The sequence below is a fragment of the Luteimonas galliterrae genome (assembly GCF_023374055.1).
In the GTDB taxonomy this organism is placed as follows: Bacteria; Pseudomonadota; Gammaproteobacteria; order Xanthomonadales; family Xanthomonadaceae; genus Luteimonas_C; species Luteimonas_C galliterrae.
Genome location: NZ_JAMBEP010000002.1, coordinates 231,734 through 257,988, shown reverse-complemented (window position 1 = coordinate 257,988; position 26,255 = coordinate 231,734). Strand labels below are relative to the sequence as shown.

The following is a 26,255-nucleotide window of genomic DNA, read 5'->3' as shown; positions in this document are numbered from 1 at the left end:
CGCGCATGACGGCGCCTCCGGAATCTTTTGCGACCCTTCGATCACGACAGATGACAGTGCCTCCCGCCCAGATCCAAAAGCTGCTCGCCGACGCGGAATCGCACGCGGCCCGCCAGGAATGGCCGCGTGCCATCGCCAGTTACGAAACGGCCCTGAAGCTCGCGCCTGGCGATGCGAACGTGCTCGTTCAGCTGTCTTACGTGAATTCCCTCGCCGGACACTACCGCGCCGCGCGCGATTACGCCTTGCGCGCGGCGGCGGCCAAGCCGCGCGATCTGCAGACGATCAAGGAACTGATCGCGCGGCTGCGCACTTTCAACGAGGCGGGCGCGCTGCACGAATGCGTCGCGAGGCTGCCGCCGCTGGAGCAGGTGAGCATCCCGTTGCTGTTGGCGTTCGCGGCGCAATTGAGCTATCTCAACGAACAAGGGGCTGCGCTGGTTTTCCTGGACGAAGCCAAGCGCGCGGATCCCGATTTCCCGCCGACGCTGCTGTCGCGCAGCCAGGTGCTCACCTACCTCGGCCGCTTCGACGAGGCCGAGGAGGACTTGCGGCGGGTGTTGTCGCGCGCGCCGGAAATCGCGCAGAGCTACTGGCTGGTCTCGCGCCTGCGCAAGCAGAAACCGGATTCGAACCACGTCGATGCGATCCGCAAACAGCTGGCGCGCCCAGGGCGCAATGCCGACGAGATCGCGCTGCTCGCTAACGCGTTGCACAAGGAACTCGACGACCTGGGCGACTACGAGGGCGCATGGCAGGCGCTGGAACAGGCTTGCCGCGCCAAGCGATCGCGCCTGAATTACCACGCCGAGGATTCCCGCGCGCTGGTCGACAAGCTGATCGCGCTGCCGTTGCCGCCGCGCGGGCCTTCGTTCCAGACGATAGAGGGCGGGCGTACGCCCATCTTCATCATCGGCATGCACCGCTCCGGCACCACCTTGCTGGAGCAGTTGCTGGACGGGCACGGCGAAGTGCGCGGAGTAGGGGAGCTGTACGACTTCACCAGCCAGATGCGCAACGCCACCGACCATCATTGCCGCGGCGTGATCGATGCCACCATCGTCGAGCGCGCGCGCGGGATCGATTTCGGCGCGGTCGGCGCGGGCTATCTGAAAGGCATGGAATGGCGCCTGGGCGAAGAGCGCTGCTTCACCGACAAGCTGCCGTCCAACTTCCTCAATGCAGGCTTCATCTGCCGCGCGTTGCCGCAGGCCAAGCTGCTGCACATGGTCCGGGATCCCATCGAGACCTGCTTCTCGAATCTGCGAGAGCTGTTTTCCGACGCCAATCCCTATTCCTACGACCAACTCGAACTGGCCGACTTCTACCGGCAGTACAAGCGCCTGATGGCGCATTGGCACGAGGCCTATCCCGGCCGCATCATGGATGTCGATTACGCCGCGCTGACCCGCGAGCCAGAGGCGGCGATGCGTCGCACGGCGGCGTTCTGCGGTGTTGACTACCAACCGGCCATGCTCGACATGCAGCAGCGCTCGCGCGGCGTCGCGACCGCCAGCGCAGTGCAGGTGCGCGAGAAGGTGACCGCTCGCGAACAACCCAAGTGGCTGCCCTATGAAGCTAAATTGCGCCCTTTGATAGAGGCTTTGGAGGCGGGCTGAATCGCTCGCCAGGCGCTGATATCGCCTGAACTAATGGGCCCGCGAAGAGATTCGGTGCGAGTGAATGCTGAGCCATCTGCCGAAATAGCGTCCCGCGCATAGCCGCGAGGGTCGCTCGAACTGGATCAGAGATCCTGCTCGTAACGCACGTACGGCACGGTGCCGTCGTCGCTTTCGGTGCTGTCGCTGGGCAAGAAGGGGTTCTTGCCGCGGGTGACCACGTTCTCGGCGCCGACGGTCAACTGGCCGCTCCATGGCGTGCGCCAGGTGACGCCCAAGCCCAGGCCTTCCCACTTGCCGGCGCGACCGGGCACGTCGACGACACGGCCGATGATGTTGGCGCTGAAGGCGCCGACGCCGCCGCCGACGGTCAGGCTCTTGGTGTTCCAGCGGTCGGTCAACCCGGCGGGCAGGTCGGCCGCCGGTACCAGCCTGGCTTTGGCCGTGGTGCCGCCGATGCTGACCACGCCGTTGCGGCCGATGCTTTTTTCGGCGAACAGCGTCAGGTCGTTCTGTTCGAGCTTGGTGCTGTTCATGCCGTTGGCGGTGAGCCAACCCGGCAGGGTGTCGCGGCCGGCGCTGCTGGTGATGCCTAACCGGGCGCCGCCGCGATTGAGCACCGCGCCGATGTTGGCGCGCTTGCTGGCGGAGTCGTACTGGTTGCCGAGCGAACCGACGAAGCAATTTTCGGTCAGGCTGCCGATGGCGGTGGAGATGCCGGTCTTGCGATCGCACAACAGGGCCAGCGAATCGCCGGCACCGAGACCGACCATGGTGTCGAGCGAATACTTGCCGAAATGCCAGCGCGCGCCGGTGGCGGTGTCGCCGGTAGGTTCGAGATACAGTGCCGCTTCGACCTTGCCGCTGGCGTTGTTCCAGATCGGCAGAATCGCGGTATCGGCCGGATCCGCGGATTGGGATTGCGCATGCGCGCCCGCACTCGCGCCAAGCGCGAGCAGCAGGGCAAACGGCAGTCGTAGCAACAACGATCGCATGGCTCGATATCGACCCGTTTTTCGGGCCCGAAGTTCCCCTTCCAGCGGACGATCAGGCTAACCGATTTATGTTTCTTTAACAATCCCCGCGGAGGTTTCCCGCCCTCCGTTCGTCGGTTATTGCAGGCGGTCCGACGAGACCGCGTGAAGACCCGAAGATGCGAATAGGGCGTCTATTTCGTCCGGGTCGAACCGGTATTGCTGGCCGCAGAATTCGCAGTGGATTTCGGCCACGCCCTCCTGCAGGGCGGCCCGGGCCTCTTCCAGGCCCAAGGACTGCAGTACGGCCCCGACCCGCTCGCGAGAGCAGGAGCAGGCGAAGGACAGCGGCCGCTCGGCCAGCACGCGGGCCTCCTCCTCATGGAACAGGCGGGTCAGCAGGGTCGGTCCGGTCACCGCCAGCAGTTCCTCGGCGCCCAGCGTGTCGAACAGCGCGGTGGCGCGCGCCCAGCCGTCGTCGTCGCCGTGGTCGCCCGGCAGCTTCTGCAGCATCAGGCCGGCGGCGCGTTCTTCGTCGACGGCCAGCAGCAACCGAGTGGGCAATTGCTCGGATTGGCGGAAATAGTCTTCGAAAGCGCCGGCCAGCGCTTCGGATTCGATCGGCACCAGGCCCTGGTAGCGGGCCGGGTCGCGCCCGTGCGGGCTGGGGTTTTCGATGGTGATCGCCAGCACCGCGCCGCCGCCCAGTCCGCGCAGATCGCGCATGAACGGGCCGGCATCGCCCCCGATCTGGGCGATGCCGCGCAACGTGCCGGCGGCGGTGCATTCGGCGAACAGGGCGCGCAGCGGGCCTTCGCCACGCAATTGCACCGACAGCCGGCCTTCGACCTTGGCGTGGCCGGTGAACAGCGCCGAGGCCACGGCAGCCTCACCGAGCAGCTCGGAGACAGCGGGCGGATATTCGGCGCGTTCGCGGATCTGCCGCCAGGTCTGTCGCAGGTGCACGTGCACGCCGCGCACGCCGGCATGCGGCAGCAGGAAGCGGGTCAGGCGGTCTTGGTCGTCGGTCACGGTCGTCAGGATATTCGCGGAGGAAAGGCTGCGCATCGAAGATAATGCGCACGGCACGCATGTGGGAGTAGCCGTAGATGGGGGTGGGTTACCTGGACGACAAGCCGCCGCGACGGCGGCGGCTATGGCGGTGGCTGCTGACCCTGCCGCTGTTGCTGGCCGCGCTGTCGATAGCGCAGGTGGTGGCGCTGCGCTTCGTCGACCCGCCATTCTCGGCCTTCATGTTCAATCGCCAGCTGGTCGCCTGGACCGAAGGCGACTGGGACTTCCGCCTGGCGCACGATGCGCGCGACCTGGAGGACATGTCGCCTTATCTGCCGCTGGCGCTGATCGCTTCGGAAGACCAGAACTTCATCGTCCACCGCGGTTTCGACTTCAAGGCGATCGAAAAGGCGCGCAAGAACAACGCGCGCGGCCGCCGCGTGCGTGGCGCCAGCACGATCAGCCAGCAGGTCGCCAAGAACCTGTTTCTGTGGAGCGGACGCAGCTGGCTGCGCAAAGGCATCGAGGCCTGGTACACGGTGCTGATCGAAACCCTGTGGCCCAAACGCCGGATCCTGGAGATGTACGCCAATTTCGCCGAATTCGGCGACGGCGTGTACGGCGCGCAGGCAGCCGCACGCAGTTACTTCGGCAAGGACGCCAGCCGCCTGAGCGCCGCCGAAAGCGCGCGGCTGGCCGCCGTGCTGCCCAATCCCAAGCGCTACAGCGTGAACAGGCCCGGGCCGTACGTGCAGCGGCGCAGCAATGCCATCCAACGGCAGATGCGTGCCCTAGGCGGCACGGCCTACCTCCGCGAACTGTAGGTCGGGCCAACGCGCCCGACGCACGCTGAAAGAAGGCCGCGCGTCGGGCGCGTTGGCCCGACCTACAGGTCCACCCGGAGCCACGCCTCAGATACCATCGCGCCATGAGCTTGGACCGCCTGACCGTCGTCGTCGCCGCCTACAACGAGGCCGAGGTGCTGCCGATGCTGCACCCGCGCATCGTCGCGGCGCTGGCGCAGGTCGGCGTGGACGGCCGCGTGCTGTACATCGACGACGGCAGCCGCGACGGCACCTGGCCGACCATGCAGGGCATCGCCAACGGCGATCGGCGGGTGTCGCTGCTGCGGTTGTCGCGCAATTTCGGCAAGGAGGCGGCGCTGACCGCCGGCCTGGACCACGTCGATGCGGGCGCCGCGCTGATCCTGGACGCTGACGGCCAGGACCCGCCGGAGCTGATCCCGCAGTTCGTCGCCAAATGGCGCGAAGGCTACGACGACGTGCACGGCACGCGCGTGCTGCGCGAAGGCGAGGGCTGGCTCAAGCGCGTGACCGCGCACGGCTTCTACCGCGTGATCGGCCGCCTGTCGAAGACGCCGATCCCGCAGGACACCGGCGATTTCCGCCTGCTGTCGCCGCGCGCGCTGGCCGCGTTGCGGCAGTTGCGCGAGCGGCACCGTTTCATGAAGGGCCTGTTCGGCTGGATCGGCTTCAATTCGGTCGCGATCCCGTATGCGCGCGAGCCGCGCGCGGCAGGCCGCAGCAAGTTCGGCTTCTGGAAGTTGTGGAATTTCGCGCTGGAGGGCATCACCAGCTTCTCGACCGCGCCCTTGCGGGCCGCCACGTACCTGGGTCTGGCCACCGCGTTCGCGGCCTTCGTGTATGCGGTCTGGATCGTGCTGAAGGCGCTGTTGTGGGGCGATGCTGTCGCCGGCTGGCCCACGATGATGGCCGTGATCCTGTTCCTGGGCGGCGTGCAGCTGATCGCGCTGGGGCTGATCGGCGAATACCTGGGCCGGCTGTACGAGGAGTCCAAGCAAAGGCCGCTATACCTCGTCGACAGCTGGCAACCGGCGGCTGGGGTATCCTCGGCGGCAATTCCTGGCGAAGGAGACGGCCATGCGCAGCGTACGTCAACTGCTGGAATCCAAGGCGCCTGAAGTCTTCGCGATCGGGCCGGACGCCCCGGTAATCGACGCGATCCGGCTGATGGCCGAAAAACGCATCGGCGCGGTGGTGGTGATGGAGGGCGGCCGCTTGGCCGGCATCCTTTCCGAGCGCGATTACGCGCGCAAAATCGTGCTGCAGGGGCGCTCTTCGGCCAATACGCCGGTGCGCGACATCATGACCGCCGACGTGGTCACGGTGAGCCTGCGGGACAACATCGACCGTTGCATGCAGGTCGTCACCGAACGCCGCATCCGCCATCTGCCGGTGGTCGAGGACGGTTCGGTGCTCGGCGTGGTGTCGATCGGCGACCTGGTCAAAGCGGTGATCGAAGACCAACAACTGCAGCTCGACCAGTTGCAGCGCTACATCGCGAGCTGAGCGAACCGTTTTTTGATTTTGTAGAGCGGGACTTGCCCCGCTGCCTTGCCCTCAAAGCCGTCATCCCCGCGAAGGCGGGGATCCAGCGCCTTAGCTTGTCTCCCCTCTTTGAAAAAGAGTGGCTGGGGGAGATTTGCACTTGCTCTTGTAGAGCGGAGCTTGCTCCGCTGCTCTTTGCTTGGGGTTTGTGGCGACCTGCCGGCCCTTTGGGCCGGGGTTTCGTCCGCTCAAACCGCGGCCGAGTGACCCTTCGGCAAGCTCAGGGCATGCTTTCTTTTTGTGGGGCCCAAAAAGAGAAGTAACCAAAGAAAAAGGGCCTTTGGAAGGGATCCCGACGATGGCGCTCCCCCGTATTCTTGGCCACCGCTCGCCAGCCCTCGGGATTCCTCCGTCGCTTCGACATTCAGATCCGAGGCGATCGACAAGGACTACTCCTTAGCGCCCATCCGCAAAAGCCACGTCACCCATAGGCTACGAATCAAAATCTAGTACCTGCGTAAGAAGGTCACCTGCGACGAAAGCAGGGCCGCTGGCGGACTTTCAGGTGCGAGGCATCGCACCGCAGTTCAGGCCCTTTCTTGGGTTACTTTCTTTGGGCCAACAAAGAAAGTGACCCGGGCGCAGCCCGGAAGCCTTTGTCCATGGCGCGAGTCGCAGCGCAAGCCGTGAGGACGCGGGCCTGGATCCCGGCCTTTGCCGGGATGACGGCTTAAGAACGAGCGCAAGCGCAATATGGGTCCCAGCGTTCGCTGGGATGACGGCATGAGAGTAACGGCTTAAGAGTGGGCTTAAGAGCAAGAGCAGCGGAACTAGCTCCGCTCTACCGAGCGATGGCTATTGGATTGGCTTGCAATGCACGGCCACGCCGTCGTTCTGGATCAGCATGACCGCTTTCTCGCCGATCGCGAAGCGCAGGCCGCGGCCCATGTAGCTGGGCGGGCGGCTTTTCGGGACGTAGTGGATCGTGACGGTCTGGCCGTCGCTGAGCGTGATGCGCGCGAAGCGTTCGCCGACCAAGTCGACGCGGTGCGCGTCGTCGCAAACGTAGCTGGCGGTGACGGCGGGATCCTGGCTGGGGCCCAAATCGATCGGCGCCGGTTTCGCGGCCGGCTCGGGAGCCGGCGCCTGCTTGCAACCCGCCAGCGACAGCACGGCCGCGCAGATCGTCAACAAGAACGCGATGGACCGCATTTCGGGCGCCTCCGACAGCGTCGATTCAAGCCGTCGACAGCATATCGCGCCGCGAGGTCATTTCGCATACTGCCCGCCGCAATCGGCGTCCTCGCCGCCGCCCAATTCGGTGGTCGCCAGCAGCGCCGCCGGCGGCGCGATCGTGGCCAGCGCCAGCGCGGCGCCGCCGCGCAGGCCGATGCGGGCGTAGTCGGGCCGCACGTTCGGGTTCTTGAAGGTGCCGTCCACGTACAACGGCACGCGCAGCGACAGCAGGCTGCGGCCCTTCGGCCGCGGCCGCATCGTCAGGTCCAGCGTTTCGTCGCGCAGGTTGACCGTGCCCGAGCCCAGCACGATGGTGTCGGTAGTGTCGAAGGCCATCGAGCGCGTCGTCATCAGGCCGTCCTTCACCGCGAAATCGCCGAACGCGCAGCGGATCGGAATGGGTTTGTCGCCGGTCAGCTTGGTGCGTATCGCGCCTGCGAGATTCAGGCCCGCGAGCTTCATCAGCAGCTTGCTGACCTGGCCCTGGCCCATGCCGACCGCGATGTCGCCGTCGGCATTGCCGAGCATCGCGGCGATCGAATTGCCCTGCGTATCGACCACCATCTTGCCGCCGATCTTGCCGATGGACTCCTGCGCCAGCGTGCCTTGCGGCATCAGCTTGGGCAGGCTCAACCCGCGCAGGGCGACGTCGGCGCGCGTTCGGATCACCGACTGGCGCGCGTCCATGCGGATGTTGGAACGGATATCGCCGTCGGCGACGCCGAAATTCAGCGGTTCCAGCCGTAACAGGCCGTTGTCGAGCAGCAAGTGCGCATCCATGTCGTCGATCGGGAGCGACGGCGCGTTGATCCGCGCCGCCCTCAGCCGCACATCGGCATCCATCGCGCGCAGCTTGCCCAATTCGTAAGGCGTGTCGGGCAGCACCCGCGGACTGGCCGCTTGTTTGGCGGCGAGCGCCTGCAGTTCCGGATTGGTCGATTCGCCCCCTTCGGCCTTCGCCCCGGCGCCGACGAAACCGGATAGATCGTCGAAATCCAGGCGTCTGGAGCGCAGGTCGGCTTTCAGGAACGGCCGGGCCCGTCCGGTGGTCACGTGCGCATAGCCGCCCAAGTCGCTGTTGCCGACCTTGCCGGTGAAACCGTCGTAACGCCAAGTGTCGCCGCTGTGGGTCAGACGCCCGTCGAAGCTGTACGGCGGCGTCGGCGGAATGGCGACGCCGATCAGCGGGTACAGGTCGTCCAGGTTCTGGCCGGACAACGCCAGACGCAGATCGAAATCGCGCAGGCGCAACGGGTCGAGCAACGTGCCGCGCGCATGCGCGCGCGTCGGGCCGGCGGCGGCGCGCAGGTTGATGCGGTAGGGCTCCTCGACATTGGCCAATTCCAGCGGCGATTCGGCGCGACCCGCCAGCGCGAAACGATTGCCTTTCCAGCGCCCGCCGCCGTCGATTTCGATATTGGGCGCGGCGCCGGGCCTGCGCGCGTCGCGGCTCTGCAGATCGATGTCGATATCGGTTTTGGCGCGCGCATCGATGAAACGCAGCCGGCCGTCGTCGACCCACAGCCGGCGGAACTGCGGCGGTTCGCCGCCGGTATCCGGGCCGAACACCCAGTTGCCTTTGCCGTCCGGTCCGGTCTCGAGATAGGCATCGGGCTTGCTCAGGCGCAATTCGGGGATCAGCACTTCGCGCCGCTGGATCAAGGCGGGCCACACTTCCAGGCGCATTTCTACGCGGTCGGCCGCCGCCATTTGCGGTTGCTTGGACCAGGCCGCGTTGCCGAACTTCACCTGGTCGGCGCGGATCGTGACGGTCTTGCCGAGATCGACGTCGAGATCGCCGCCGATGTCGAAACTGCGGCCGGTGCGCGCTTCGACCTGGCGTTCAATCGGTCCCCGCAGCCAGTTCCAGTCCCAGAACACGATCAGCAGGATCAGCGCCAGGACGATGAGCACGGCCGCCGTCAGCCAGGGATGCTGGGTCACGTCGTCGACGAATGGCGTGCGCTCCCGTTGCGGCTTCGTATTCATGGCGAAGTGCAGTCCGCGACATCGCGCCCATCGCGATGGAGCTGCGCGCTGCGCCCTTGGCGCAGCACCGAGAGCGCGTCGCCTACGAACGCGTCGCCGCCGCCTTTAGAAGCTGACTCGGCGCGAGGCAGGGCGAACTTGCGGCCGTCTTCGAGGGTCACTTGCGCCTCCAGTCCATCCGCGGCGATGTCGATCGCGGCGCCGTCGTTGCAGGCGTAACGGGTGCTTTTCGCAGCCGCACTGGAAACACGCCCGGGCACCGGTCGTTCGGCGGGCGCCGGCGCGGTGCCTTCGGGCGCTGCAGGTCGGCTGCATGCGGCGGCGCACAGCGCGATCAGGACAGGCGGGACGACACGGCGCGGAAGCGAATTCATCGCGGATTTCCCAGGAATTCCGCAACACCATGGTCAGATGCAGGTAAAACGACGGTGAAAGCGTTGCGCGGCGTTCAGCCAGCCGGCAGCACCTGCGCCATGACCGCCACATAGTGGCAAACGCTGCCGGCGATCACGAACAGATGCCACACCGCATGCGAATAGCGCAGCGAAGGACGGTGGTAGAACACCGTGCCCAGCGTGTACAGCACGCCGCCCGCCAGCAACCAGCCGAAGGTCCAGTTGTCCAACGCCGCCAGCAGCGGCTTGATCGCCAGGATCACCAGCCAGCCCATCGCGATGTAGATGAGGGTCGACAGCAGCTTGAAGCGTCCGGTGTAGAACAGCTTGAACACCACGCCGATCAGGGCCAGCGACCAGATCGCCGCGAACAGCCACCAGCCGACCTGGCCGCGCAGGCCGATCAGCGTGAACGGCGTGTAGGTGCCCGCGATCAGCAGGTAGATCGCGCAATGGTCGAACACTTTCAGCCGCGCTTTGGCGACCGGATGCTGGATGGCGTGGTACAGCGTCGAGGCCACGTACAGCAGCAACAGGCTGATGCCGAACACGATCGAAGCGATCAGCTGCCAATGGTCGCCGTACAGCGCAGCCGCCGTGATCAGCACCGCACCGCCCGCCAGGGCTGCCGCGGCGCCGACGCCGTGGGTCAGCGCACTGGCGAATTCTTCACGCAGGTCGGCGGCGTGCTCCATGGATACAGAGTCTGCGCCAAGAATCGAGCAAATGCTCGACCCCGGTTTTTTTGTAGAGCGAAGCTTGCTCCGCTGCTCTGGCTTTAGCTTTATTGTGGGGGAGGCTTCAACTGCGAGCTTTTTTGGTCGGCGCGTACAAGATCAAGGGCTCGCGGCTGAAGCCGTCCTTGCGAAAAGCAAGGCAACGGCAGCGGAGCAAGCCCCGTTCTACAAAAGCCGCGCGTTGTCAGTCGACGCCGACGGCGTGGGCGTGCTCGCGGGTGGCCAGGAAAGCCACATCCGGCGCGCGTTCCTGCGCTAGCTGCAGGTTGACGCGGGTCGGCGCCAGATAGACCAATTCGCCCGCGGCGTCGATCGCCAGGTTGAGTGCGTTCTTGTCGCGGAACTGCTCCAGCTTCTTGGCGTCGTCGCAGCGGATCCAGCGCGCCGTGGCCACGCCGACCGGTTCGAAGCTGGCGTCGACGCCGTATTCGTCCTTTAACCGGTAGGCCACCACGTCGAACTGCAGCGTGCCGACCGCGCCCAGGATCAGGTCGTTGCTCATCAGCGGCCGGAAGAATTGCGTGGCGCCTTCTTCCGACAGCTGCGCCAGGCCTTTCTGCAGTTGCTTGAGCTTGAGCGGATCGCGCAGCCGCGCCCGCCGGAACAGCTCGGGCGCGAAGTTGGGAATGCCGGTGAAGGTGATCGCTTCGCCTTCGCTGAAGCTGTCGCCGATCGAAATGGTGCCGTGGTTGTGGATGCCGATCACGTCGCCGGGCCACGCGCTCTCGGCGATCTCGCGATCGCTGGCCATGAAGGTCAACGCGTTGGCCAGCTTGACTTCCTTGCCGCTGCGCACGTGGAAGGCCTTCATGCCGGCGCTGAACTTGCCCGAGCAGATGCGCATGAAGGCGACGCGGTCGCGGTGCTGCGGATCCATATTGGCCTGGATCTTGAACACGAAGCCGGTGAGCTTGGGTTCGTACGCGCCGACTTCGCGGCCGGTCGTCTCGCGCGGCTTCGGCGCGGGCGCGTGCTCGACGAAGAAATCCAGCAGCAGCTGCACGCCGAAGTTGTTGACCGCCGAGCCGAAGAACACTGGCGTTTGTTCGCCGGCCAGGTATTTGGCCGGATCGAACGGATGCGAAGCGCCTTCCACCAGTTCCAGCTCTTCGCGCAGCTCGCGCAGCATGTCCGCGCCGATGCGCGCTTCGAGCGCGGGGTCGTCGACCGAGGCGAAGATGGTCGAATCCTGGCGGGTGAAGTTGCGGCCCTGTTCGTACAGATGCACTTCGCCGCTGACCAGATGCACGACGCCCTTCAGGCGCTGGCCCATACCGATCGGCCAAGTGATCGGCGCGCACTGGATGCCGAGCACGCTTTCCACTTCGTCCAGCAGGTCGATCGGATTCTTGCCCTCGCGGTCGAGCTTGTTGATGAAGGTCATGATCGGCGTGTCGCGCAGCCGGCACACTTCCATCAACTTGATCGTGCGTTCCTCGACGCCCTTGGCCACGTCGATCACCATCAGCGCCGAGTCGACCGCGGTCAGCACGCGGTAGGTGTCCTCGCCGAAGTCGGCGTGGCCGGGCGTGTCGAGCAGGTTGACGATGCGGCCTTCGTACGGGAACTGCATCACAGACGACGTCACCGAGATGCCGCGTTCCTTTTCCAGCGCCATCCAGTCGGACGTCGCGTGGCGCGCGGCTTTGCGGCCCTTGACCGAGCCGGCCATCTGGATCGCGCCCCCGAACAGCAGCAGCTTTTCGGTCAGCGTGGTCTTGCCGGCGTCGGGGTGCGAAATGATCGCGAAGGTGCGGCGGCGGGCGGCTTCGGTGGAAACGTCGGACATGGCTGGGCGCGCCGTCGGGCGCCGGATTCGATGCGGGAAGAGGGGATTATAGCGGTTCGGCTGTCGTCCCGATCCCATCAACTTGTCATCCCGAGCGCAGCGAGGGATCTGCTGGCAGGTCCACGCGACCCGACAATAGATCCCTCGCTGCGCTCGGGATGACGGCTTTTTTAGCGGGCGATCTGCAGCACACCCTGCGGCCCGCGCATCCGGAACGGGATCGACTCCAACCGCATGCCCCGGTTCACCTGCACCGCGAAATGCAGGTGCGGGCCGCTGGTGAAGCCGGTATTGCCGGACAGGCCGATCTGCTGGCCCTGCCGCACCGCCTGGCCGACGCGCACCAGCGCGCCGTCGGGCTGCAGGTGCGCGTACAGGGCCATGGTGCCGTCGTCGTGCAGGATGCGGACGAAGTTGGCGCGACCGCCGTATTCTTCCTCGCTGAGCCCGGCCTGGGCGAAATCCGATTCCACCTGCATCACCACACCGCCGCGCGCGGCCATCACCGGCGTGCCGATGTCGGCGGCGAAATCCAGCGCATAGCGGTTTTCATTGCCGGCATGGCTGAATTGGCCGTCGAAGCCCTGGTCGACGCGCAGCGCCTGCCGCTGCAGCGGAATCAGGTATTCGAAAGGCCGCGGCTTGGCGCTGGGATCGCCCACCACCGCATCGAGTTCGACTTCGAAGTTGCCCGGGCGGGCCGCATCGGCGGTGAACAGGTTCGCCACTAGCGTCTTGCCGTTGGCGGCTACGGTGGCGCGCGCAGGCAGCAGCGGCTGGCTGGTCATGTTGTGGTTGCGGTCGAAGCGCAGCAGCACTTCCACCGGCCCCGCCAATGCGTTTTCGGCCCAGGCCGAATAGCGGCCGGCGCCGTCTTCGTCGATGCGCAACCTGACCGCAGCGTGCGGCCCGCTGGCCAACGGGATTTTCTGTACGCGGCCATCGGGCGATTCCGGCGCGTGGTCGCCGTAATGCACGGTGCCGGCGCGATCCTTCCAGCGATAGGCCTGGTCGCCGGCGATGGCGCCGACCGCGGCGATCAATAAGAACGCAGCAAGCGTCCAGCGCGATGGCGTCAGCGCACGCACGCCGGGTTCAGTTGCAGGCTATGGGCCACGTCGGCCAGGTCGAACGCGGACATCGCCTTGTCGCCGTGCACGGCGAACAGCGCGCCGGACGGGAAGCGCGGCGTGGCCGCCGCGTGCAGCGCGATGCCGTCGGTGTGGCCGGTGGCGGTGCCGACGAAGCTGCCGCGATACGCCAGCGTGGCGCGGTCGAACAGCAAGAACACAGTGCGCGGGTCGGCTTGGTCCACGGCGATCCAGTAACCCTGGTCGTTGCGGCAATCCCACAGCGCCACCCCTTCGGCCTGGGCGCGGAAACGGCCGGGCGCCAGGCTTTTGCCGACATAGCGGCCGGCCAGATCGTATTCGCGCAGGTCGGTGCCGACGCGCGTGTCCTCTTCGGCGATCAGCAGGCGGTCGTTGGCGGGATCGCCGCCGATCGATTCGACCATGCGCAGCGCGGCGTTGGGCGAGGTATCGCCGAACGAACCCAGCGACTCCACCTGCAGGGCGTCGTCGCCGATATGCACGCGGTAGCGGCGCACGCGCTGGTCGAGCTGGGCCAGCGGAGGCACCACGTCGAACTTCTTGCCTTCCATGAAGCTGTCGGTGACGTAGACGTCGAGCTCGTCGGGCTCGATCTCGTGCAGCCACAAGCCATAAGGGCTGCGCAGCTGGTCGGCGCCGAAGGTGGTCAGCGGTTCGAATTCCGGCAGCGACAGCACCTGCACGCGATGGTTGTCGCGCTCTACCACGAACAGGTAGTCGCCGAACACGGCGACGCCGTTGGGGCGGTTGAACCGGCCAGGCCCGGCGCCCTTGCCGCCGAACTCGCGCAGGCGCTCGCCGCTGTCGCCGTCGAACACCACCAGGCGATGGGTCGATTTGGCGGTGCCGATCACCCATAGCCCGCCGTCGTCCTTGGGCCAGGCCGCCAGCGAGTCGAGCTCGTCGGCGGGGTGTTCCTCGCTGATATACGCCTCGGTCACCAGGGTCGCATCCGCGTCCGGAACCGCATTCTGGGCGGATTTGCTGGACGGCTCCGGCACCGTGGCGCAGCCGGCCAGGCAGGCCAGGGCGAGCGCGGCGGCCGCGCGATACATAGGTTTACTCATCGGTTCAGTATGAAGGATCGGTCTTCGGAAAAATAATATCGCTTCATGCGAATGAAGCGATTGACAGCCCGGGAAACCGCTGGCAGTCTATGGCCATCCATCGAGACCGGCTGAGGGACAGGCCCTAAGACGCCGGGGCAACCTGATGGAGCGAAAGCTCCGTCATAGGTGCCAAGTCCTGCGGGGACCTGAGTGTCCGCCGTGAAGATGGTTGCGCCGTGCCCTTCGGGTGCGGTTCGACGTCCTAAGCGCCCGCATGCATCGATGGCTTTGTCCACTCTTCGGATATCGCCATGAGCCTCGTCGAAAGCGCCGCGCAATTCGCCTCCCATCCTTTGGTTTCCCCTTACGCGTTCGAGCCGGCGCAGGCCCGCGATGCCGTGCGCGGCACGGTCGAACTCGATCTGCCGCTGCGCCACGCCGGGCAGCGCAAATTGCGCGTCGGCTACGAGGCGGTGGGTCCGGCCGACGCGCCGGCCGTGCTCGTTGCCGGCGGCATTTCCGCCAGCCGCCACGTGATCGCCAGCGAGGCGTTCCCGCAGGCCGGCTGGTGGCAGGCGCAGGCGGAAACTTTCGATACGGCATCGCTGCGCGTGATCGCGATCGACTGGATCGGCGCCGACGGCACGCTGGACGCGCCGATCGACAGCGCCGACCAGGCCGACGCGATCGCCGGCGTGCTCGATGCGCTCGGCGTGCGCACGCTGGCCGCCTTCATCGGCTGCTCGTACGGCGCGATGGTCGGCCTGCAGTTCGCCGCCCGCCATGGCGAACGCCTGCAGCAACTGGTCGCGATCAGCGGCGCGCACCGCGCGCACCCGTATGCCAGCGCTTGGCGCGCGCTGCAGCGCAAGGTCGTCGCGTTGGGCCAGTTGCAGTGTGCCGAAGACCAGGGGCTGTCGCTGGCACGGCAGCTGGCCATCTTGAGCTATCGCACGCCGCAGGAGTTCGCGGAGCGTTTCGCTTCGGCGGCGGTGATCGACGGGCCGCGGGCGCGCTGCGCATCCGAGGACTATCTCGACGCTTGCGGTTCGCGTTTCGTCGAGCGTTTCGACGCCACGGCCTATACGCGCCTGTCCGAATCGATCGACCTGCATGCGGTCGACGCGTCGCGGATCTGCGTGCCGACCACGGTAGTGGCGGTCGAAGAGGACCAATTGGTGCCGATCGAAGATGCCTACGCCCTGGTCGAACGGGTCAAAGCGGACACCCGCGTGCGCATCCTGCGTTCCAAGTACGGACACGATGCCTTCCTGAAAGAGGCCGATGCGATCGCTGCGATCCTGCGCAGCGCCCTGGCTGACTGTTGCGAGGCCGCGGCATGACCGTCCAGGATCCGAAGTCTTCCGATTATTGTTCCGCCACGCGCGCGGTGCGCGCCGGCATCGATCGCGACGCCGCTTTCGGCGCGGTCACGCCGCCGATCGTGCTGTCCAGCAATTTCAGCTTCGCCGGCTTCAACGACAAGCGCCAGTACGACTACACGCGCAGCGGCAATCCGACCCGTGATCTGCTCGGCGAAGCGCTCGCCGAACTCGAGGGCGGCGCGGGTGGCGTGGTCACCGCGACCGGCATGGCCGCGATCACGCTGGTGCTGAACGCATTGCTGCAGCCGGGCGACCGACTGGTCGTTCCGCACGACGGCTACGGCGGCAGTTGGCGGCTTTTCAAGGCGCTGGCTGCGAAAGGGCAGTTCGAACTCGTGCTGGCCGACCTGACCGACCCGCGCGCGTTGACCGCTGCGCTGGAGCCGGCGCCGAAAGTGGTATGGATCGAAACGCCGTCCAATCCGCTGCTGCGCATCACCGACCTGCGTTTCGTGATCGAAGCCGCTCACGCCAAGGGCGCGCTGGCCGTGGTCGACAACACCTTCCTGTCGCCCGCGTTGCAGACGCCGATCGATTTCGGTGCCGACGTTGTCGTGCATTCGACTACCAAATACATCAACGGGCATAGCGACGTGGTCGGCGGCGCGGTGGTTTCCAAGACCCAGGAACACCACGAATTGTTCACGTGGTGGGCGAATGCGCTCGGCATCACCGGCTCGCCGTTCGATAGTTTCCTGACGCTGCGCGGCCTGCGCACGCTCGATGCGCGGCTGCGCGTGCATCAGGAGAACGCGACGGCGATCGCGTTACAGCTGGATGAGCATCCTGCCGTGTCCAAAGTCTATTTCCCCGGCTTGGAATCGCACCCCGGCCACGCGCTCGCCGCGCGCCAACAGAGCGGCTTCGGCGCGATGCTCGGCGTGGAACTCGATGGCGACGAGGAGGTGGTGCGCGCCTTCCTCGACGGCCTGCAATGCTTCACCCTGGCCGAGTCGCTGGGCGGCGTGGAAAGCCTGATCGCGCATCCGGCGACGATGACGCATGCGGCGATGTCGCCGGAAGCGCGCGCCGATGCCGGCATTTCCGACGGCTTGCTGCGTCTGTCGGTGGGGATCGAGGCCCTGCAGGATTTGCAGGCCGATCTCGCCGCCGCGCTAGAACGCGCCCAGCTCGTCATCGACGCCGGCAAACGCAAACGGGTGGATGCGTGACGCTCGCGGCGATGGCCACCCAAGCCCCGGCGCCCATCGCGCAGGCGCGCGCGCCGCAGCAGCCGCGGCTGGCGTTGCTCGGTACCGGCACGGTGGGACGCGCTTTCGTTGCCCGCCATCAGCGATTACTGCAGTGTGGGATCGCATTGCCTGTTTTCGAGCTGCTGGCGAACTCCCGCGGCAGTTTCGATTGCGATGGTGCGCCGGATCTCGCGCTGCAGATCGCGATCGACGCGCTGCGCGGCGATGAGCCGCATCAAGTCGACGCCGCACGCTTGCGCCGCGGCGACATCGTCGTCGACGCCACCGCCAGCGATGCGGTCGCATCCCGGCATGCGGAATGGCTGTCGCGCGGCATCCGCGTGGTCACCGCCAACAAGCTCGGCAACGGCGCCGACCTGCTGCGCGCACAGGCGATCGCCCGCGCGCAGCGCGAAGGCCATGCGCAGTACGGCGATAGCGCCACCGTCGGTGCCGGCTTGCCGCTGCTGCGTTCGATCCGCGAGTTGGTGGCCGGCGGCGACCGCATCCATGCGGTCGAAGGCGTGCTGTCCGGCTCGTTGGCCTGGCTGTTCGACCGCTACGACGGCATGCGGCCGTTCTCCAGCTTCGTGCGCGAGGCGCGCGAAGCCGGCTACACCGAACCCGACCCGCGCATCGATTTGTCCGGCGAGGACGTGCGGCGCAAGCTGCTGATCCTGGCGCGTGCGGCTGGGATCGCGCTCGAAGCGCACGAGATCCGGGTCGATTCGCTCGTCCCATCCGGGCTCGCCGCGCTAGCCGACGACACGTTCGATAGCGGCCTTCCGTCGCTCGACGCGCCATTGCGCGAGCGTTATCAGGAGGCTTATCGCGACGGCGCCAAATTGCGTTTCGTCGGCTGTTTCGGCTCCGATGGCGCAAGCGTCGGCTTGCAGGCCCTGCCGGCCGACCATCCGCTCTGCGGCGGCAGCGGCACCGACAACCGCGTCGCGATCCGCAGTGATCGCTACGCCGACCAGCCGTTGGTCATCCAGGGGCCCGGCGCTGGCGCCGAGGTCACCGCTGCCAGCCTGCTCGACGACGTCCTCCGGATTGCGCAGACACCGTAGGGTGGGCCAAGGCCCACCCTACAATCGCGAACTGTGCCGTTTGGCCGGGCATGGCGTAAATCCTCCCCGGCCCTCCTTTTTCAAAGGAGGGAGAACAGCCGATTACCGCTTGCTCCCAGTCCACCGAACTCCCCCTTTGAAAAAAGGGGAAACCAAAGGGAGATTTACGCTAACCCGCAAAAAAAAGCGCCGGTCTCCGTAGGGGAGACCGGCGCCGTCGTTAGCCGGCACGGGGGTGAACCGGCTATGCGATCACTTCAATCCATCGCTTACCGCCGTCGTCAAACTGCCCTGCGCATCGTCCCCGCTGAACTCCCAGACGAACGCGCCGCCCAGGTTCTGCGCTTTCACATAGGCCATCTTCTCGGTAATCATCGCTGGCGTGTCGTAGCTCCAGAACGTGTTGCCGTCGTACTTCCAAGTGGCGCGAGCGTTGGCGTCGGTGAAGATGGTGCCCGGCCGGTTCTTCAGCACCTTGTAGTCCTCGTTGCCGGCTTCGTACGTGCCGGGCGCGGGAGTGCCGTTCTGGTACAGGCCGTTGTTGGCGTTGGCCACGCCGGTCCAGCCGCGGCCGTAGAAGCCGATGCCTACGTTGAGCTTGGATGCGGGCACGCCGCGCGACAGGAAGGCTTCGATCGCATCGTTGGTGTTGTAGAAGCGCTGATCGCCCGTCGACGGATCGTTCGGTGAATCGAACAGGGCCGAGTGATGGTTGGTCTGCGCATCCCACGTGCCGTGGAAGTCGTAGGTCATCACGTTGATGTAATCGAGATATTGGTGGTACGCGGCAGGATTCGTGACCCGGACCTTGTCCACGCCTGCGCCTGCCGCGATGGTGAGCAACAGGCCCGGACGCACCGCGTTGAGCTGCGAGCGGAACTCGGCGAGCAGGGCGGTGAAGTTCGCGCTCTCTTCCGGCGTGCCGCAGGTCAGGCCGCAGGCGGCTGGATATTCCCAATCCAAATCGATGCCGTCGAACACGCCGGCCGCGGCTCCGGTGCCGCCGGCGCCGTCGGTGACGGGCAGGTTGCCTCGGATATACGCGTCGACGCACGAGGCGACGAAGGCCTGCCTGTTTTCCGGACGCGCCGCGCTGGCGAAGCCGCGCGACCAGGTCCAGCCGCCCAGCGAGATCAGCACTTTCAGGCCGGGATACTTCGTCTTCAGTTGCTTGAGCTGGTTCCAGTTGCCGCGCAACGGTTGGTCCCAGGTATCCGCCGCGCCGCTGACGCTCTCGCTGGCGCCGAAGGCCTTGGTGTAATCGGCGAACGCATCGCCGCCCGCGCCGGTGTTCGGATCGGAAGGCTGGGTCACGCCCACTTCGCAGCGGTTGTTGCGCACGTTGCCGAAGGCGTAGTTGATGTGCGTGAGTTTGGCGGCGGAACCGCTGGTGTCGATGTTCTTGACCCGATAGTTGCGGCCGTAGATGCCCCATTGGGTGAAATAGCCGATCACGCGCTTGTTGCCGCCGCCGCCGCCGGTCTTGGTGGTCGCGCTGATTTGCCCGCTCTGTGCCGAAGCATTGGCGGCGTTGTCGCGCGCGCGCACGCGATAGTTGTACGTGGTGCTCGCGGCGAGGCCGGCGTCGGTATAGCTGGTCGCCGTCGGCGAACCGACCAGGCTGCCGTTGCGGTACACGTCGTAGCCCGCTATGCCGCTGCCGCCGGCGTTGTCGGTCGACGCGTTCCAGGTCAGCGATACGCTGCTGCTGGTCTGCGAAGGCGATGCCAATCCGGTCGGCACGCTCGGTGCGGTGGTGTCGGTCGGCGGCGTGCCCGTGACGGTGATCGTCGCGGTGGCGGACGTAGTGCTCGCATTGCCGTTGTCGGTGGCGACGGCCTTGAAGGTGTGGCTGCCGGCAGTGGCGTTATTCCAGGTCACGCCGTACGGCGACGTGGTATCGACGCCGAGCGAAGCGGTGCCGCGGAAGAATTCGACCTTGGCGATGTTGCCGTCGCTATCGGCGGCCGTCGCGCTGACGGCGATATTACTGCCGGCGTTGTGGGTCGAACCATTGGCCGGTGCGGTCAGCGTCACGGTGGGCGGTTGATTGCTGCCGGTGCCGCAGGCGCCGAGGTCCTGATACCAGCCGCAGCTGGGGCAGTGCGTCGGCGGCGCGTTCCAGATCGGAACCAGGGCTTGATACAGCCGGTTCTGGTAGACGAGCTTGTCGCCGGGGTTGTAGATGGTCGCTGCATTCCAGGCCGGCACGCCGGCGCAGGACGCGGTCTGCGCCTGGGCCAGGGGTACGAATGAAATCAGCAGCAGGGACGACAGTAATAGCTTCCAAGCATGTGCGTGTCTCATGAGCTTTCCTCTCCCAAAGTTCACGATCGCGTGCGTTGATCCTGCGGATCAGGCGAGCCCCTGTCGTTTTCGTCGGATCTGTGTCTTCTCCGCGGATGGCCTCGGTGCCGGTCGTTCCGGCCCGCCTGACAACGTTGTCACAACTTATTTTAAGTATTTGCGAAATACCGCACGTTTTTAGTATGACAACGTTGGTTGTCGGTATGTCGTTCTGGGAGGCGATATGACTTGCCGTTGTCTTGCGCTATGTCCGCGGGCGCGGCGTTTTCGGAGCCGACATTAGGACAAAAATTGACGTACAGGGAGCGCGCGAAGGACTGCCCGGGACTCATTTGCTTTCGCGGTTGTCGTTGTCGCGCTGCGCGCACTCACCCAGCGGCTTTGCGCTCTGCAGAGCCGAGCTCGCTCCGCTGCCCTTGTTCCCGCTCTGTAAAGCGGAGGCTGCCCCGCTGTTCTCGCTCTTAAGCCGTTCGCTCTTAGGGCCGTCATCCCAGCGAACGCTGGGACCCATTTGCTTTTGCCCTTGCCCCTATGCCGTCATCCCGGCGAAGGCCGGGATCCAGGCCCGCGTCCTGGCGGCTTGCGCTGCGACTCGCACCATGGGAAAAGGCTTCCGCGCTGCGCGCGGGTCACTTTCTTTGTTGGCCCAAAGAAAGTAACCCAAGAAAGGGCCTGAACTGCGGTGCAATGCGTCGCACCTGAAAGTCCGCCAGCGGCCTAAGCTTTCGTCGTGGCTGACCTTCTTACGCAGGTACTAGATTTTGATTCGTAGCCTATGGGTGACGTGGCTTTTGCGGATGGGCGCTAAGGAGGCGTTCTGATCGATCGCCCCGAATCTGAATGTCGAAGCGACGGAGGAATCCCGAGGGCCGGCGAGCGGTGGCCAAGCACACGGCGTAACCCCATCGCCGTAATCCCTTCCAAAGGCCCTTTTTCTTTGGTTACTGTTCTTTTTGGGCCCCACAAAAAGAAAGTCACTCGGCCGCGGTTTTAGCGGACGAAACCCCGGCCGGAACGGCCGGCAGATCGCCAGAACCCAACAGCCAAGGCAGCGGAGCAAGCTCCGCTCTAAAAGTGTAGGTGCGAATTCATTCGCACGCTTTTCGACGTATCAAGAGCGTGCGAATGAATTCGCACCTACGAAAAGCAAGAGTATCGGGCAAAGCGCTGGGTTACTCGCTTCGCTCGCCCTCCGGGCCATCTGCTGACGCAGAGGTTCGCTCCGGCTTTCGGCCTCCGCAGTCCGTCTTCGCGGGGATGGCGGCTTCAGGACGAAAGGGCGGCGTATTCGTCAGCGCCTGGCGGAAGATCCATGCGGACCGCTTGCGCGCAGCTCCGCGACCGATGCTGCCGCGATCGCCTGCGGCTGGCCGCCATGGCGGTGGCGCAGCCAGGTGCTCAGCGCCGCGATATCGGCGTCGCCCAAGTCCTGCGCGAAGCCCGGCATCTCCTGCATGCGCTCGTTGCCGGGGAAGTCGTGTTCGGGCAGGCCGTCCAGGATCGCGACGATCAGGTTGTGCGGATCGGCATCGCGCACGCTGCTGTTGTCGCGCAGACTCGGCGCTACGTGAGGCACGCCTTCGCCGTCGCGGCCATGGCAACCTGAGCAGAGATTCAAGTAGTGGCTACGGCCGGAATCGGAAACCGCGGCGTTCGCCACTCGTACAGCGCGGGGCGGCGCTGGCCGGTCGCCGAGCAGATAGACGATCATGGCCTTCAGGTCGTCGGCGCTGAGCCGGCTCGTCGACAATCTGACCACCGGCAGCATCTCGTCGGAGGCCACCGCGCGTTCGCTCACGCCGGTAGCCAAATACTCGCGCAGCAGCGCCGCGTTCCAGCCGCGCGCGGCCAGTCCGGCTGGCGTGATGTCAGGCGCGGCGAAGCGCCCCATTTCATTGTTGCCGCCCAGCGGGCGGTCGCGATCGACCTGTCCCAACGCGCCGCGCGGGCTATGGCACTCGCCGCAATGGCCCATCGTCTCGACCAGGTATTTGCCTCGCCGCCAAGCGGGCGACGCGCCCTGCGACGCCGGCACGGCTTCGGCGCGCGCGAACAGCAGATTCCAGAGATGGATGCCGCTGCGGATATTGAACGGAAAGCCGACGCCGTTCTTTTTGTTTTCCTGCTTCACCGCCGGTTGGTTCATCAGATAGGCGTAGATCGCATCGCTATCCGCGCGCGCCATCGTCTTGTACGAGACGTACGGCATCGCCGGGTACAGCTGATGGCCGTCTCGGGCCTCGCCCTTGGTCATCGCCTGGAAGAAATCGTCCGGCGTGTAGCGGCCGATGCCGGTATCCGGATCGGGCGTGATGTTGGTGCCGTGGATCGTGCCGAAAGGCGAGGCCAGCGGCACGCCGCCGGCGAACGGCGCGCCGCCGTCTGCGGTATGGCAGGCCGCGCAATCGGCTGCGGCGGCCAGGTAGCGGCCGTGCGCGAGCTGTTGCGGCGTGGCGGCCACCTGCTGCACTGGTCCGCGGCTCGCGAGGAAACGCATCGCCGCCATCAGCAGCAACCATAACAGCAGCAGCACCAGCAGCCAGGCCGCAATCCTTCTCCATCCGACGCGGGTCATGGCGCTTTCTCCCGCACCAGGCCGGGCGTTTTCAGCACGAGTTCCTTCACCGCCTGGTAATAGCGCACGTAACCGGTGCAGCGGCACAGGTGCGGATTCAACGCGTCGGTGATCGTCGCTTCGACTTCGTCGGCGGCGATCGGCGATTGCGCCAGCTTTTCCATCAGCACCGTCGCCGCGTTGACGAAACCCGGCGTGCAGTAGCCGCACTGGAAGCTGAAATGGTCGAGGAAAGCCTGCTGCACCGGCGAAAGTTGGACGATCTTGCCGCTGTCGTCGCGCTTGGCATGGCCCTCGACGGTGCGGATGCGCTTGCCTGCGAACCAGTGCGCGCCGGTGATGCAGCTGCGCACCTCGCGCGGGCCGCCGTCGCCATCGACGATCACCGTGCAGGCATGGCAGACGCCCTGGCCGCAGCCGAAGCGGGTGCCGGTAAGGCCGAGGTATTCGTGCAGCACGTCGATCAGCATCATCTCCGGAGGCGCGTCGATCGGCCCGTAGTCGCGGCCGTTGATGCGCAGCGTCAGCCGATGGGTCAGGATCGGTATGGTCATGCCGCATCCTCCTTCGGCAGCGCCTCGCCGGACAATGCGGCCAGCACTTTCTCCGGCGTCACCGGCAATTCGCGGAAACGCAGGCCGGTGGCGTGGGCGATGCCGTTCACGATCGCCGGCACTACCGCGATCATCACCACTTCGGCCATGCCTTTGGGCGGATCGGTTTCCGACACCGGCGGCAGCACTTCGCTGCTCTGCGTCCACACGGCGACATCGCGCGCGCGCGGCAAGGCGTAGCGATTGAAATTCCAGGTGCCGTTGCCCGGGCCGTCCTCGTACAACGGCAAGTGTTCGTGCAATGCGTGGCCGATACCCATCGCCAGGCCGCCCTGGATCTGGCCCGATACCAACTCCGGCACGATCTGATTGCCGCATTCCAGGATCGAATGATGGTCGAGCAGTTCGACCCGGCCGCTGCCGGTATCGACGGCCACTTCGGCGATCGTGGCCATCGTCGCGTAGTAGACGACACCCGCGTTGTTGCGCTGCGCCGGCGGATAGTGGACGCGGCTGCGCTCGATCATGCGATAGCCGTTCGCGGTCGCGCGGCCCGCGCCGGCCGGCGATCCGTCGCCGTAACGCAGGGCCAGGCCGTCCAGAGGCAAACGCTGCGTGCCGGTGGCGAGCGGGAATTCCGCTTCGGCCCATTGCCAGCGGTTGAAGGTATGCACTACCGCACCGGTGACCAGGCCCAGTTCATGCGCTTTCGCGGCGAGCTGCGGCAAAGCCAGCGGCGCCAGTCCGCCTGCGGTGAGCTTGCCTTCGACCCAGCGCGCCTCTTCGGCGCGTACCGACAGCGGCGCCAGTTGGCCGCCGCCGAAGCCGGCGCTCCATATCGCTCGCGCCGCCGGCCACAAGCCTTCCGTGAACAGCAGGCGTGCGGCTTCGCGCGTGGCATGGCCGCAGAAATACGCCGAATTGCTGGCGCTGCTGGGGCTCATGTAGTTGGGCGTCCAGCGCGGATCGGCCTGGCGCGCGTCCTGCACGCTCTGCTGCATCAGCCACGGGTCGTCGGTGGCGTACATGGGCAGCGCCGACCAATCGGTTTCGCCGGTGCGCACATCGTCGGCCGGGCGGCCCAGCCATTCCGCGCACAAGGCCGCCTGGCTGGTGGCCGTGCCGGTGCCCATCTCGATCGCGCCATGGCGCAGCAGGATGCGGCCCTCTTTCGACACGGCGACTTCGACGAAAGCCGCCTCGGCGCCGGTGCCGAAATCCTTCTGCACGCAGCCGAAGCCGACGCCGTAGCGTTTGCCGGGATGGGCCGTTTCGTATTCGAGCTTGCGATTTTCGCGGTCGCGCCATAACGGATGCGTACGCGCTTTCGCCAGCACTTCGTCGGCGCGCATCGCGCCGCCGGGAATCGCGCCCTGCGTGTTCTTCATGCCGGTCTTGAATACGTTGCGCTGGCGCAGTTCGATCGGATCGATCTTGAGTTCCGCGGCGACCTCGTCGACCAGCATCTCGGTCGCGCCCATGCTCTGCAGCGTGCCGTAGCCGCGCGCCGAACCGGCGTCGAGCGCGCGCGAAGCGATCACGGTGCTGGCCAGGTCGCTGCGCGGAAAATAGTAGATCGACTGCGCCGCCGTCGCGGCGACCAGGCATACCGACGGCGAGAAATTCTGCCGGCCGCCGCCGTCGCCGACCATGTCGCCCTGGAAGATTTCGAACTTGCCGCTCTTGCGGTCCACGGCGATGCGGTAGCGCATGCGGAAACTGTGGCGCTTGAGGCTGGCTTGGAACTGCTCGTAGCGATCGTTGGCCAACCGCACCGGGCGGCCGTCGCCGTACAGCCCCGCCATCAGCGCATAGAACGGGAACGGATTATGGTCCTTGGAGCCGTAGCCGACCGTGTAGCAGGGATGCAGCACCAGCGTCTTCACGCCCAGCCCGCTGGCGGCGAGCATCTTGGCGCCGGCTTCGGCGACTTCCTGCGGCGACTGCGTCGCCACGACGAAATGGACGGTGGCATTCGCGGTATCGAACCAGGCGTTGCCGTTGTCCAATTCGAATGCGGCGGTGTCGATCGATTGCGAAAAATACTCGCGCTGCAGCACCAGGGTACCGTCGTCCGGCTTGTCGAGCGCGGCGGCGATCTGGCCGGCGAACGCCGCGCCCTGCGCATCCAGGCCGCCGTGCGGATTGGCCTGCGGCCATTGCGGCCGCTTCTTGCTGTAGCTCAGCGGGAACAGGGGCGTATCTTTCAGGCTGGAATACGCATCGTCGTCGAACGGCGTGGCGCCGCCGACGCGCACGTAGCGGAACGCGGCCCAAGGATCTCGTTCCAGCGGCCCGGTTTTCGCGCCCCAACGGATCACGCCGTCGCGGAACTTGAGCGCGCTCTTGGCAGTGCGGAAGCGGGCGAAATCGTGCCAGACCAGCAGTGCGACCGCGTGGCCCAGATACGCCGGCGTCTTGCCTTCCGGCAGCAGCATGTCCTCGCCGTAGAACTGCGGGAACTGCACGCCGTCGCGTTGCAGGTCGGCGGCGGTGACGATGCGGTCCGGCCGCAGGCCGTCGCCGAGCGCGGAGAGGTCGAAACCGGCGTAGGCACTGTCGGCGCGCGTCGCCCGCAACAGCATCGCGTGCGCCTGCCGCTGCGGCCAGCCGGGCAGGTCGGCGGCGCGCATGTCGTAGCTGAATATCTTCTCGCCGGTGACCTTGGCGGTGGCGTCGGTGCGGTAGCGGATCTTGCCGGTGGCCGCATCCCAAGGCATCGGCCGCAAGCGTTGCTGCTCGAAAAGCGCGGCCAGCGCGGCGCTGCCCGGTGCGGCGACATAAACCGAAATCCCGGCGATCACGCTGCACTTGAGGAAATCGCGGCGGGACAGGCTGGCGGTCATGCGGACATGCTCCGGCGGGCTGGCCCGATATTACCCCCGGGGCGTGTGAAGCCCGCTCAAGGCCCGTTTTGTCCGGCCGGTTCCAGTAAAATCGCGGTGTCG

At 66.2% G+C, this 26,255-nt stretch carries 20 protein-coding genes and 1 riboswitch; of the genes, 7 read left to right on the top strand and 13 right to left on the bottom strand.

Annotated elements, in window-relative coordinates:
• Nucleotides 1-50: 50 nt before the first annotated feature.
• Nucleotides 51-1,619, top strand: a complete 1,569-nt coding sequence (locus tag M2650_RS11835; RefSeq protein WP_249474758.1) for a tetratricopeptide repeat-containing sulfotransferase family protein — start codon at nucleotides 51-53, stop codon at nucleotides 1,617-1,619.
• Between the two features lie 125 nt (nucleotides 1,620-1,744).
• Here the strand turns inward: M2650_RS11835 and M2650_RS11830 are convergent, their stop codons facing one another.
• Nucleotides 1,745-2,614, bottom strand: a complete 870-nt coding sequence (locus tag M2650_RS11830) for an XOO1806 family protein (protein ID WP_249474756.1) — start codon at nucleotides 2,612-2,614, stop codon at nucleotides 1,745-1,747.
• Between the two features lie 117 nt (nucleotides 2,615-2,731).
• Complete coding sequence (gene hslO, locus M2650_RS11825; RefSeq protein ID WP_249474755.1) at nucleotides 2,732-3,661, bottom strand: Hsp33 family molecular chaperone HslO; 930 nt, start codon at nucleotides 3,659-3,661, stop codon at nucleotides 2,732-2,734.
• A gap of 41 nt (nucleotides 3,662-3,702) precedes the next feature.
• On the opposite strand from hslO, the gene mtgA reads away from it, so the two are divergent.
• The 3 genes from mtgA to M2650_RS11810 all read left to right on the top strand — a co-directional run bounded on the left by mtgA (nucleotide 3,703) and on the right by M2650_RS11810 (nucleotide 5,937).
• Nucleotides 3,703-4,431, top strand: a complete 729-nt coding sequence (gene mtgA, locus M2650_RS11820; protein WP_249474753.1) for a monofunctional biosynthetic peptidoglycan transglycosylase — start codon at nucleotides 3,703-3,705, stop codon at nucleotides 4,429-4,431.
• 104 nt (nucleotides 4,432-4,535) lie between these two features.
• Complete coding sequence (locus M2650_RS11815; protein WP_249474751.1) at nucleotides 4,536-5,549, top strand: glycosyltransferase family 2 protein; 1,014 nt, start codon at nucleotides 4,536-4,538, stop codon at nucleotides 5,547-5,549.
• Nucleotides 5,509-5,937 carry a CBS domain-containing protein gene (locus M2650_RS11810; protein WP_249474750.1) on the top strand — a complete coding sequence of 143 codons (429 nt, stop codon included), beginning with the start codon at nucleotides 5,509-5,511 and terminating at the stop codon, nucleotides 5,935-5,937. Before M2650_RS11815 ends, M2650_RS11810 begins: the two co-directional genes overlap by 41 nt.
• Before the next feature lie 834 nt (nucleotides 5,938-6,771).
• Here the strand turns inward: M2650_RS11810 and M2650_RS11805 are convergent.
• The 7 genes from M2650_RS11805 to M2650_RS11775 all read right to left on the bottom strand — a co-directional run bounded on the left by M2650_RS11805 (nucleotide 6,772) and on the right by M2650_RS11775 (nucleotide 14,241).
• Nucleotides 6,772-7,128: a hypothetical protein gene (locus M2650_RS11805; RefSeq protein ID WP_249474748.1), complete on the bottom strand. Its 357-nt coding sequence runs from the start codon at nucleotides 7,126-7,128 to the stop codon at nucleotides 6,772-6,774.
• Between the two features lie 57 nt (nucleotides 7,129-7,185).
• Nucleotides 7,186-9,141 (bottom strand): AsmA family protein, encoded by a 1,956-nt coding sequence (locus tag M2650_RS11800; protein ID WP_249474743.1) that lies wholly within the window; start codon nucleotides 9,139-9,141, stop codon nucleotides 7,186-7,188.
• Entirely contained in the window at nucleotides 9,138-9,515 is a 378-nt protein-coding gene (locus tag M2650_RS11795; RefSeq protein ID WP_249474742.1) for a hypothetical protein, read from the bottom strand. The genes M2650_RS11800 and M2650_RS11795 overlap by 4 nt, the downstream gene beginning before the upstream one ends.
• A gap of 74 nt (nucleotides 9,516-9,589) precedes the next feature.
• Complete coding sequence (gene trhA / locus M2650_RS11790) at nucleotides 9,590-10,231, bottom strand: PAQR family membrane homeostasis protein TrhA (RefSeq protein WP_249474740.1); 642 nt, start codon at nucleotides 10,229-10,231, stop codon at nucleotides 9,590-9,592.
• Between the two features lie 226 nt (nucleotides 10,232-10,457).
• Entirely contained in the window at nucleotides 10,458-12,062 is a 1,605-nt protein-coding gene (locus M2650_RS11785) for a peptide chain release factor 3 (RefSeq protein WP_249474738.1), read from the bottom strand.
• Nucleotides 12,063-12,232: 170 nt separating this feature from the next.
• Nucleotides 12,233-13,150, bottom strand: coding sequence for a peptidoglycan DD-metalloendopeptidase family protein (locus M2650_RS11780; RefSeq protein WP_249474736.1), 918 nt, complete (start codon nucleotides 13,148-13,150; stop codon nucleotides 12,233-12,235).
• Nucleotides 13,138-14,241: an NHL repeat-containing protein gene (locus M2650_RS11775; protein ID WP_249474735.1), complete on the bottom strand. Its 1,104-nt coding sequence runs from the start codon at nucleotides 14,239-14,241 to the stop codon at nucleotides 13,138-13,140. Before M2650_RS11775 ends, M2650_RS11780 begins: the two co-directional genes overlap by 13 nt.
• A 94-nt stretch (nucleotides 14,242-14,335) precedes the next feature.
• Nucleotides 14,336-14,455: riboswitch (SAM riboswitch) on the top strand.
• 79 nt (nucleotides 14,456-14,534) lie between these two features.
• Here M2650_RS11775 and metX point away from each other — a divergent pair.
• Genes metX through M2650_RS11760 form a run of 3 tightly spaced genes read left to right on the top strand, consistent with a single transcriptional unit; the run spans nucleotide 14,535 to nucleotide 17,871 of the window.
• Nucleotides 14,535-15,566: a homoserine O-succinyltransferase MetX gene (gene metX, locus M2650_RS11770; protein WP_249474733.1), complete on the top strand. Its 1,032-nt coding sequence runs from the start codon at nucleotides 14,535-14,537 to the stop codon at nucleotides 15,564-15,566.
• Nucleotides 15,563-16,780, top strand: a complete 1,218-nt coding sequence (locus M2650_RS11765) for an O-succinylhomoserine (thiol)-lyase (RefSeq protein WP_249474732.1) — start codon at nucleotides 15,563-15,565, stop codon at nucleotides 16,778-16,780. Before metX ends, M2650_RS11765 begins: the two co-directional genes overlap by 4 nt.
• 11 nt (nucleotides 16,781-16,791) lie before the next feature.
• Nucleotides 16,792-17,871, top strand: a complete 1,080-nt coding sequence (locus M2650_RS11760; RefSeq protein WP_249474730.1) for a homoserine dehydrogenase family protein — start codon at nucleotides 16,792-16,794, stop codon at nucleotides 17,869-17,871.
• 252 nt (nucleotides 17,872-18,123) lie between these two features.
• Here the strand turns inward: M2650_RS11760 and M2650_RS16555 are convergent, their stop codons facing one another.
• The 4 genes from M2650_RS16555 to M2650_RS11735 all read right to left on the bottom strand — a co-directional run bounded on the left by M2650_RS16555 (nucleotide 18,124) and on the right by M2650_RS11735 (nucleotide 26,153).
• Nucleotides 18,124-20,178 carry a glycosyl hydrolase family 18 protein gene (locus tag M2650_RS16555; protein WP_345779860.1) on the bottom strand — a complete coding sequence of 685 codons (2,055 nt, stop codon included), beginning with the start codon at nucleotides 20,176-20,178 and terminating at the stop codon, nucleotides 18,124-18,126.
• A gap of 1,291 nt (nucleotides 20,179-21,469) precedes the next feature.
• Nucleotides 21,470-22,753, bottom strand: a complete 1,284-nt coding sequence (locus M2650_RS11745) for a c-type cytochrome (protein ID WP_249474729.1) — start codon at nucleotides 22,751-22,753, stop codon at nucleotides 21,470-21,472.
• Nucleotides 22,750-23,307: a (2Fe-2S)-binding protein gene (locus M2650_RS11740; RefSeq protein ID WP_249474728.1), complete on the bottom strand. Its 558-nt coding sequence runs from the start codon at nucleotides 23,305-23,307 to the stop codon at nucleotides 22,750-22,752. The genes M2650_RS11745 and M2650_RS11740 overlap by 4 nt, the downstream gene beginning before the upstream one ends.
• Entirely contained in the window at nucleotides 23,304-26,153 is a 2,850-nt protein-coding gene (locus M2650_RS11735; RefSeq protein WP_249474726.1) for a xanthine dehydrogenase family protein molybdopterin-binding subunit, read from the bottom strand. The genes M2650_RS11740 and M2650_RS11735 overlap by 4 nt, the downstream gene beginning before the upstream one ends.
• Between the last annotated feature and the right edge of the window lie 102 nt (nucleotides 26,154-26,255).

What these genes read in the sequence shown, in the direction of transcription:
- M2650_RS11800 (WP_249474743.1), bottom strand. Translation starts at nt 9,141, where the DNA reads ATGAATACGAAGCCGCAACGGGAGCGCACGCCATTCGTCGACGACGTG.
- M2650_RS11785 (WP_249474738.1), bottom strand. Translation starts at nt 12,062, where the DNA reads ATGTCCGACGTTTCCACCGAAGCCGCCCGCCGCCGCACCTTCGCGATC.
- M2650_RS11765 (WP_249474732.1), top strand. Translation starts at nt 15,563, where the DNA reads ATGACCGTCCAGGATCCGAAGTCTTCCGATTATTGTTCCGCCACGCGC.
- metX (WP_249474733.1), top strand. Translation starts at nt 14,535, where the DNA reads ATGAGCCTCGTCGAAAGCGCCGCGCAATTCGCCTCCCATCCTTTGGTT.
- M2650_RS11795 (WP_249474742.1), bottom strand. Translation starts at nt 9,515, where the DNA reads ATGAATTCGCTTCCGCGCCGTGTCGTCCCGCCTGTCCTGATCGCGCTG.
- M2650_RS11735 (WP_249474726.1), bottom strand. Translation starts at nt 26,153, where the DNA reads ATGACCGCCAGCCTGTCCCGCCGCGATTTCCTCAAGTGCAGCGTGATC.
- mtgA (WP_249474753.1), top strand. Translation starts at nt 3,703, where the DNA reads ATGGGGGTGGGTTACCTGGACGACAAGCCGCCGCGACGGCGGCGGCTA.
- M2650_RS11815 (WP_249474751.1), top strand. Translation starts at nt 4,536, where the DNA reads ATGAGCTTGGACCGCCTGACCGTCGTCGTCGCCGCCTACAACGAGGCC.
- trhA (WP_249474740.1), bottom strand. Translation starts at nt 10,231, where the DNA reads ATGGAGCACGCCGCCGACCTGCGTGAAGAATTCGCCAGTGCGCTGACC.
- M2650_RS11760 (WP_249474730.1), top strand. Translation starts at nt 16,792, where the DNA reads ATGGCCACCCAAGCCCCGGCGCCCATCGCGCAGGCGCGCGCGCCGCAG.
- M2650_RS16555 (WP_345779860.1), bottom strand. Translation starts at nt 20,178, where the DNA reads ATGAGACACGCACATGCTTGGAAGCTATTACTGTCGTCCCTGCTGCTG.
- M2650_RS11835 (WP_249474758.1), top strand. Translation starts at nt 51, where the DNA reads ATGACAGTGCCTCCCGCCCAGATCCAAAAGCTGCTCGCCGACGCGGAA.
- M2650_RS11775 (WP_249474735.1), bottom strand. Translation starts at nt 14,241, where the DNA reads ATGAGTAAACCTATGTATCGCGCGGCCGCCGCGCTCGCCCTGGCCTGC.
- M2650_RS11810 (WP_249474750.1), top strand. Translation starts at nt 5,509, where the DNA reads ATGCGCAGCGTACGTCAACTGCTGGAATCCAAGGCGCCTGAAGTCTTC.
- hslO (WP_249474755.1), bottom strand. Translation starts at nt 3,661, where the DNA reads ATGCGCAGCCTTTCCTCCGCGAATATCCTGACGACCGTGACCGACGAC.
- M2650_RS11830 (WP_249474756.1), bottom strand. Translation starts at nt 2,614, where the DNA reads ATGCGATCGTTGTTGCTACGACTGCCGTTTGCCCTGCTGCTCGCGCTT.
- M2650_RS11805 (WP_249474748.1), bottom strand. Translation starts at nt 7,128, where the DNA reads ATGCGGTCCATCGCGTTCTTGTTGACGATCTGCGCGGCCGTGCTGTCG.
- M2650_RS11745 (WP_249474729.1), bottom strand. Translation starts at nt 22,753, where the DNA reads ATGACCCGCGTCGGATGGAGAAGGATTGCGGCCTGGCTGCTGGTGCTG.
- M2650_RS11740 (WP_249474728.1), bottom strand. Translation starts at nt 23,307, where the DNA reads ATGACCATACCGATCCTGACCCATCGGCTGACGCTGCGCATCAACGGC.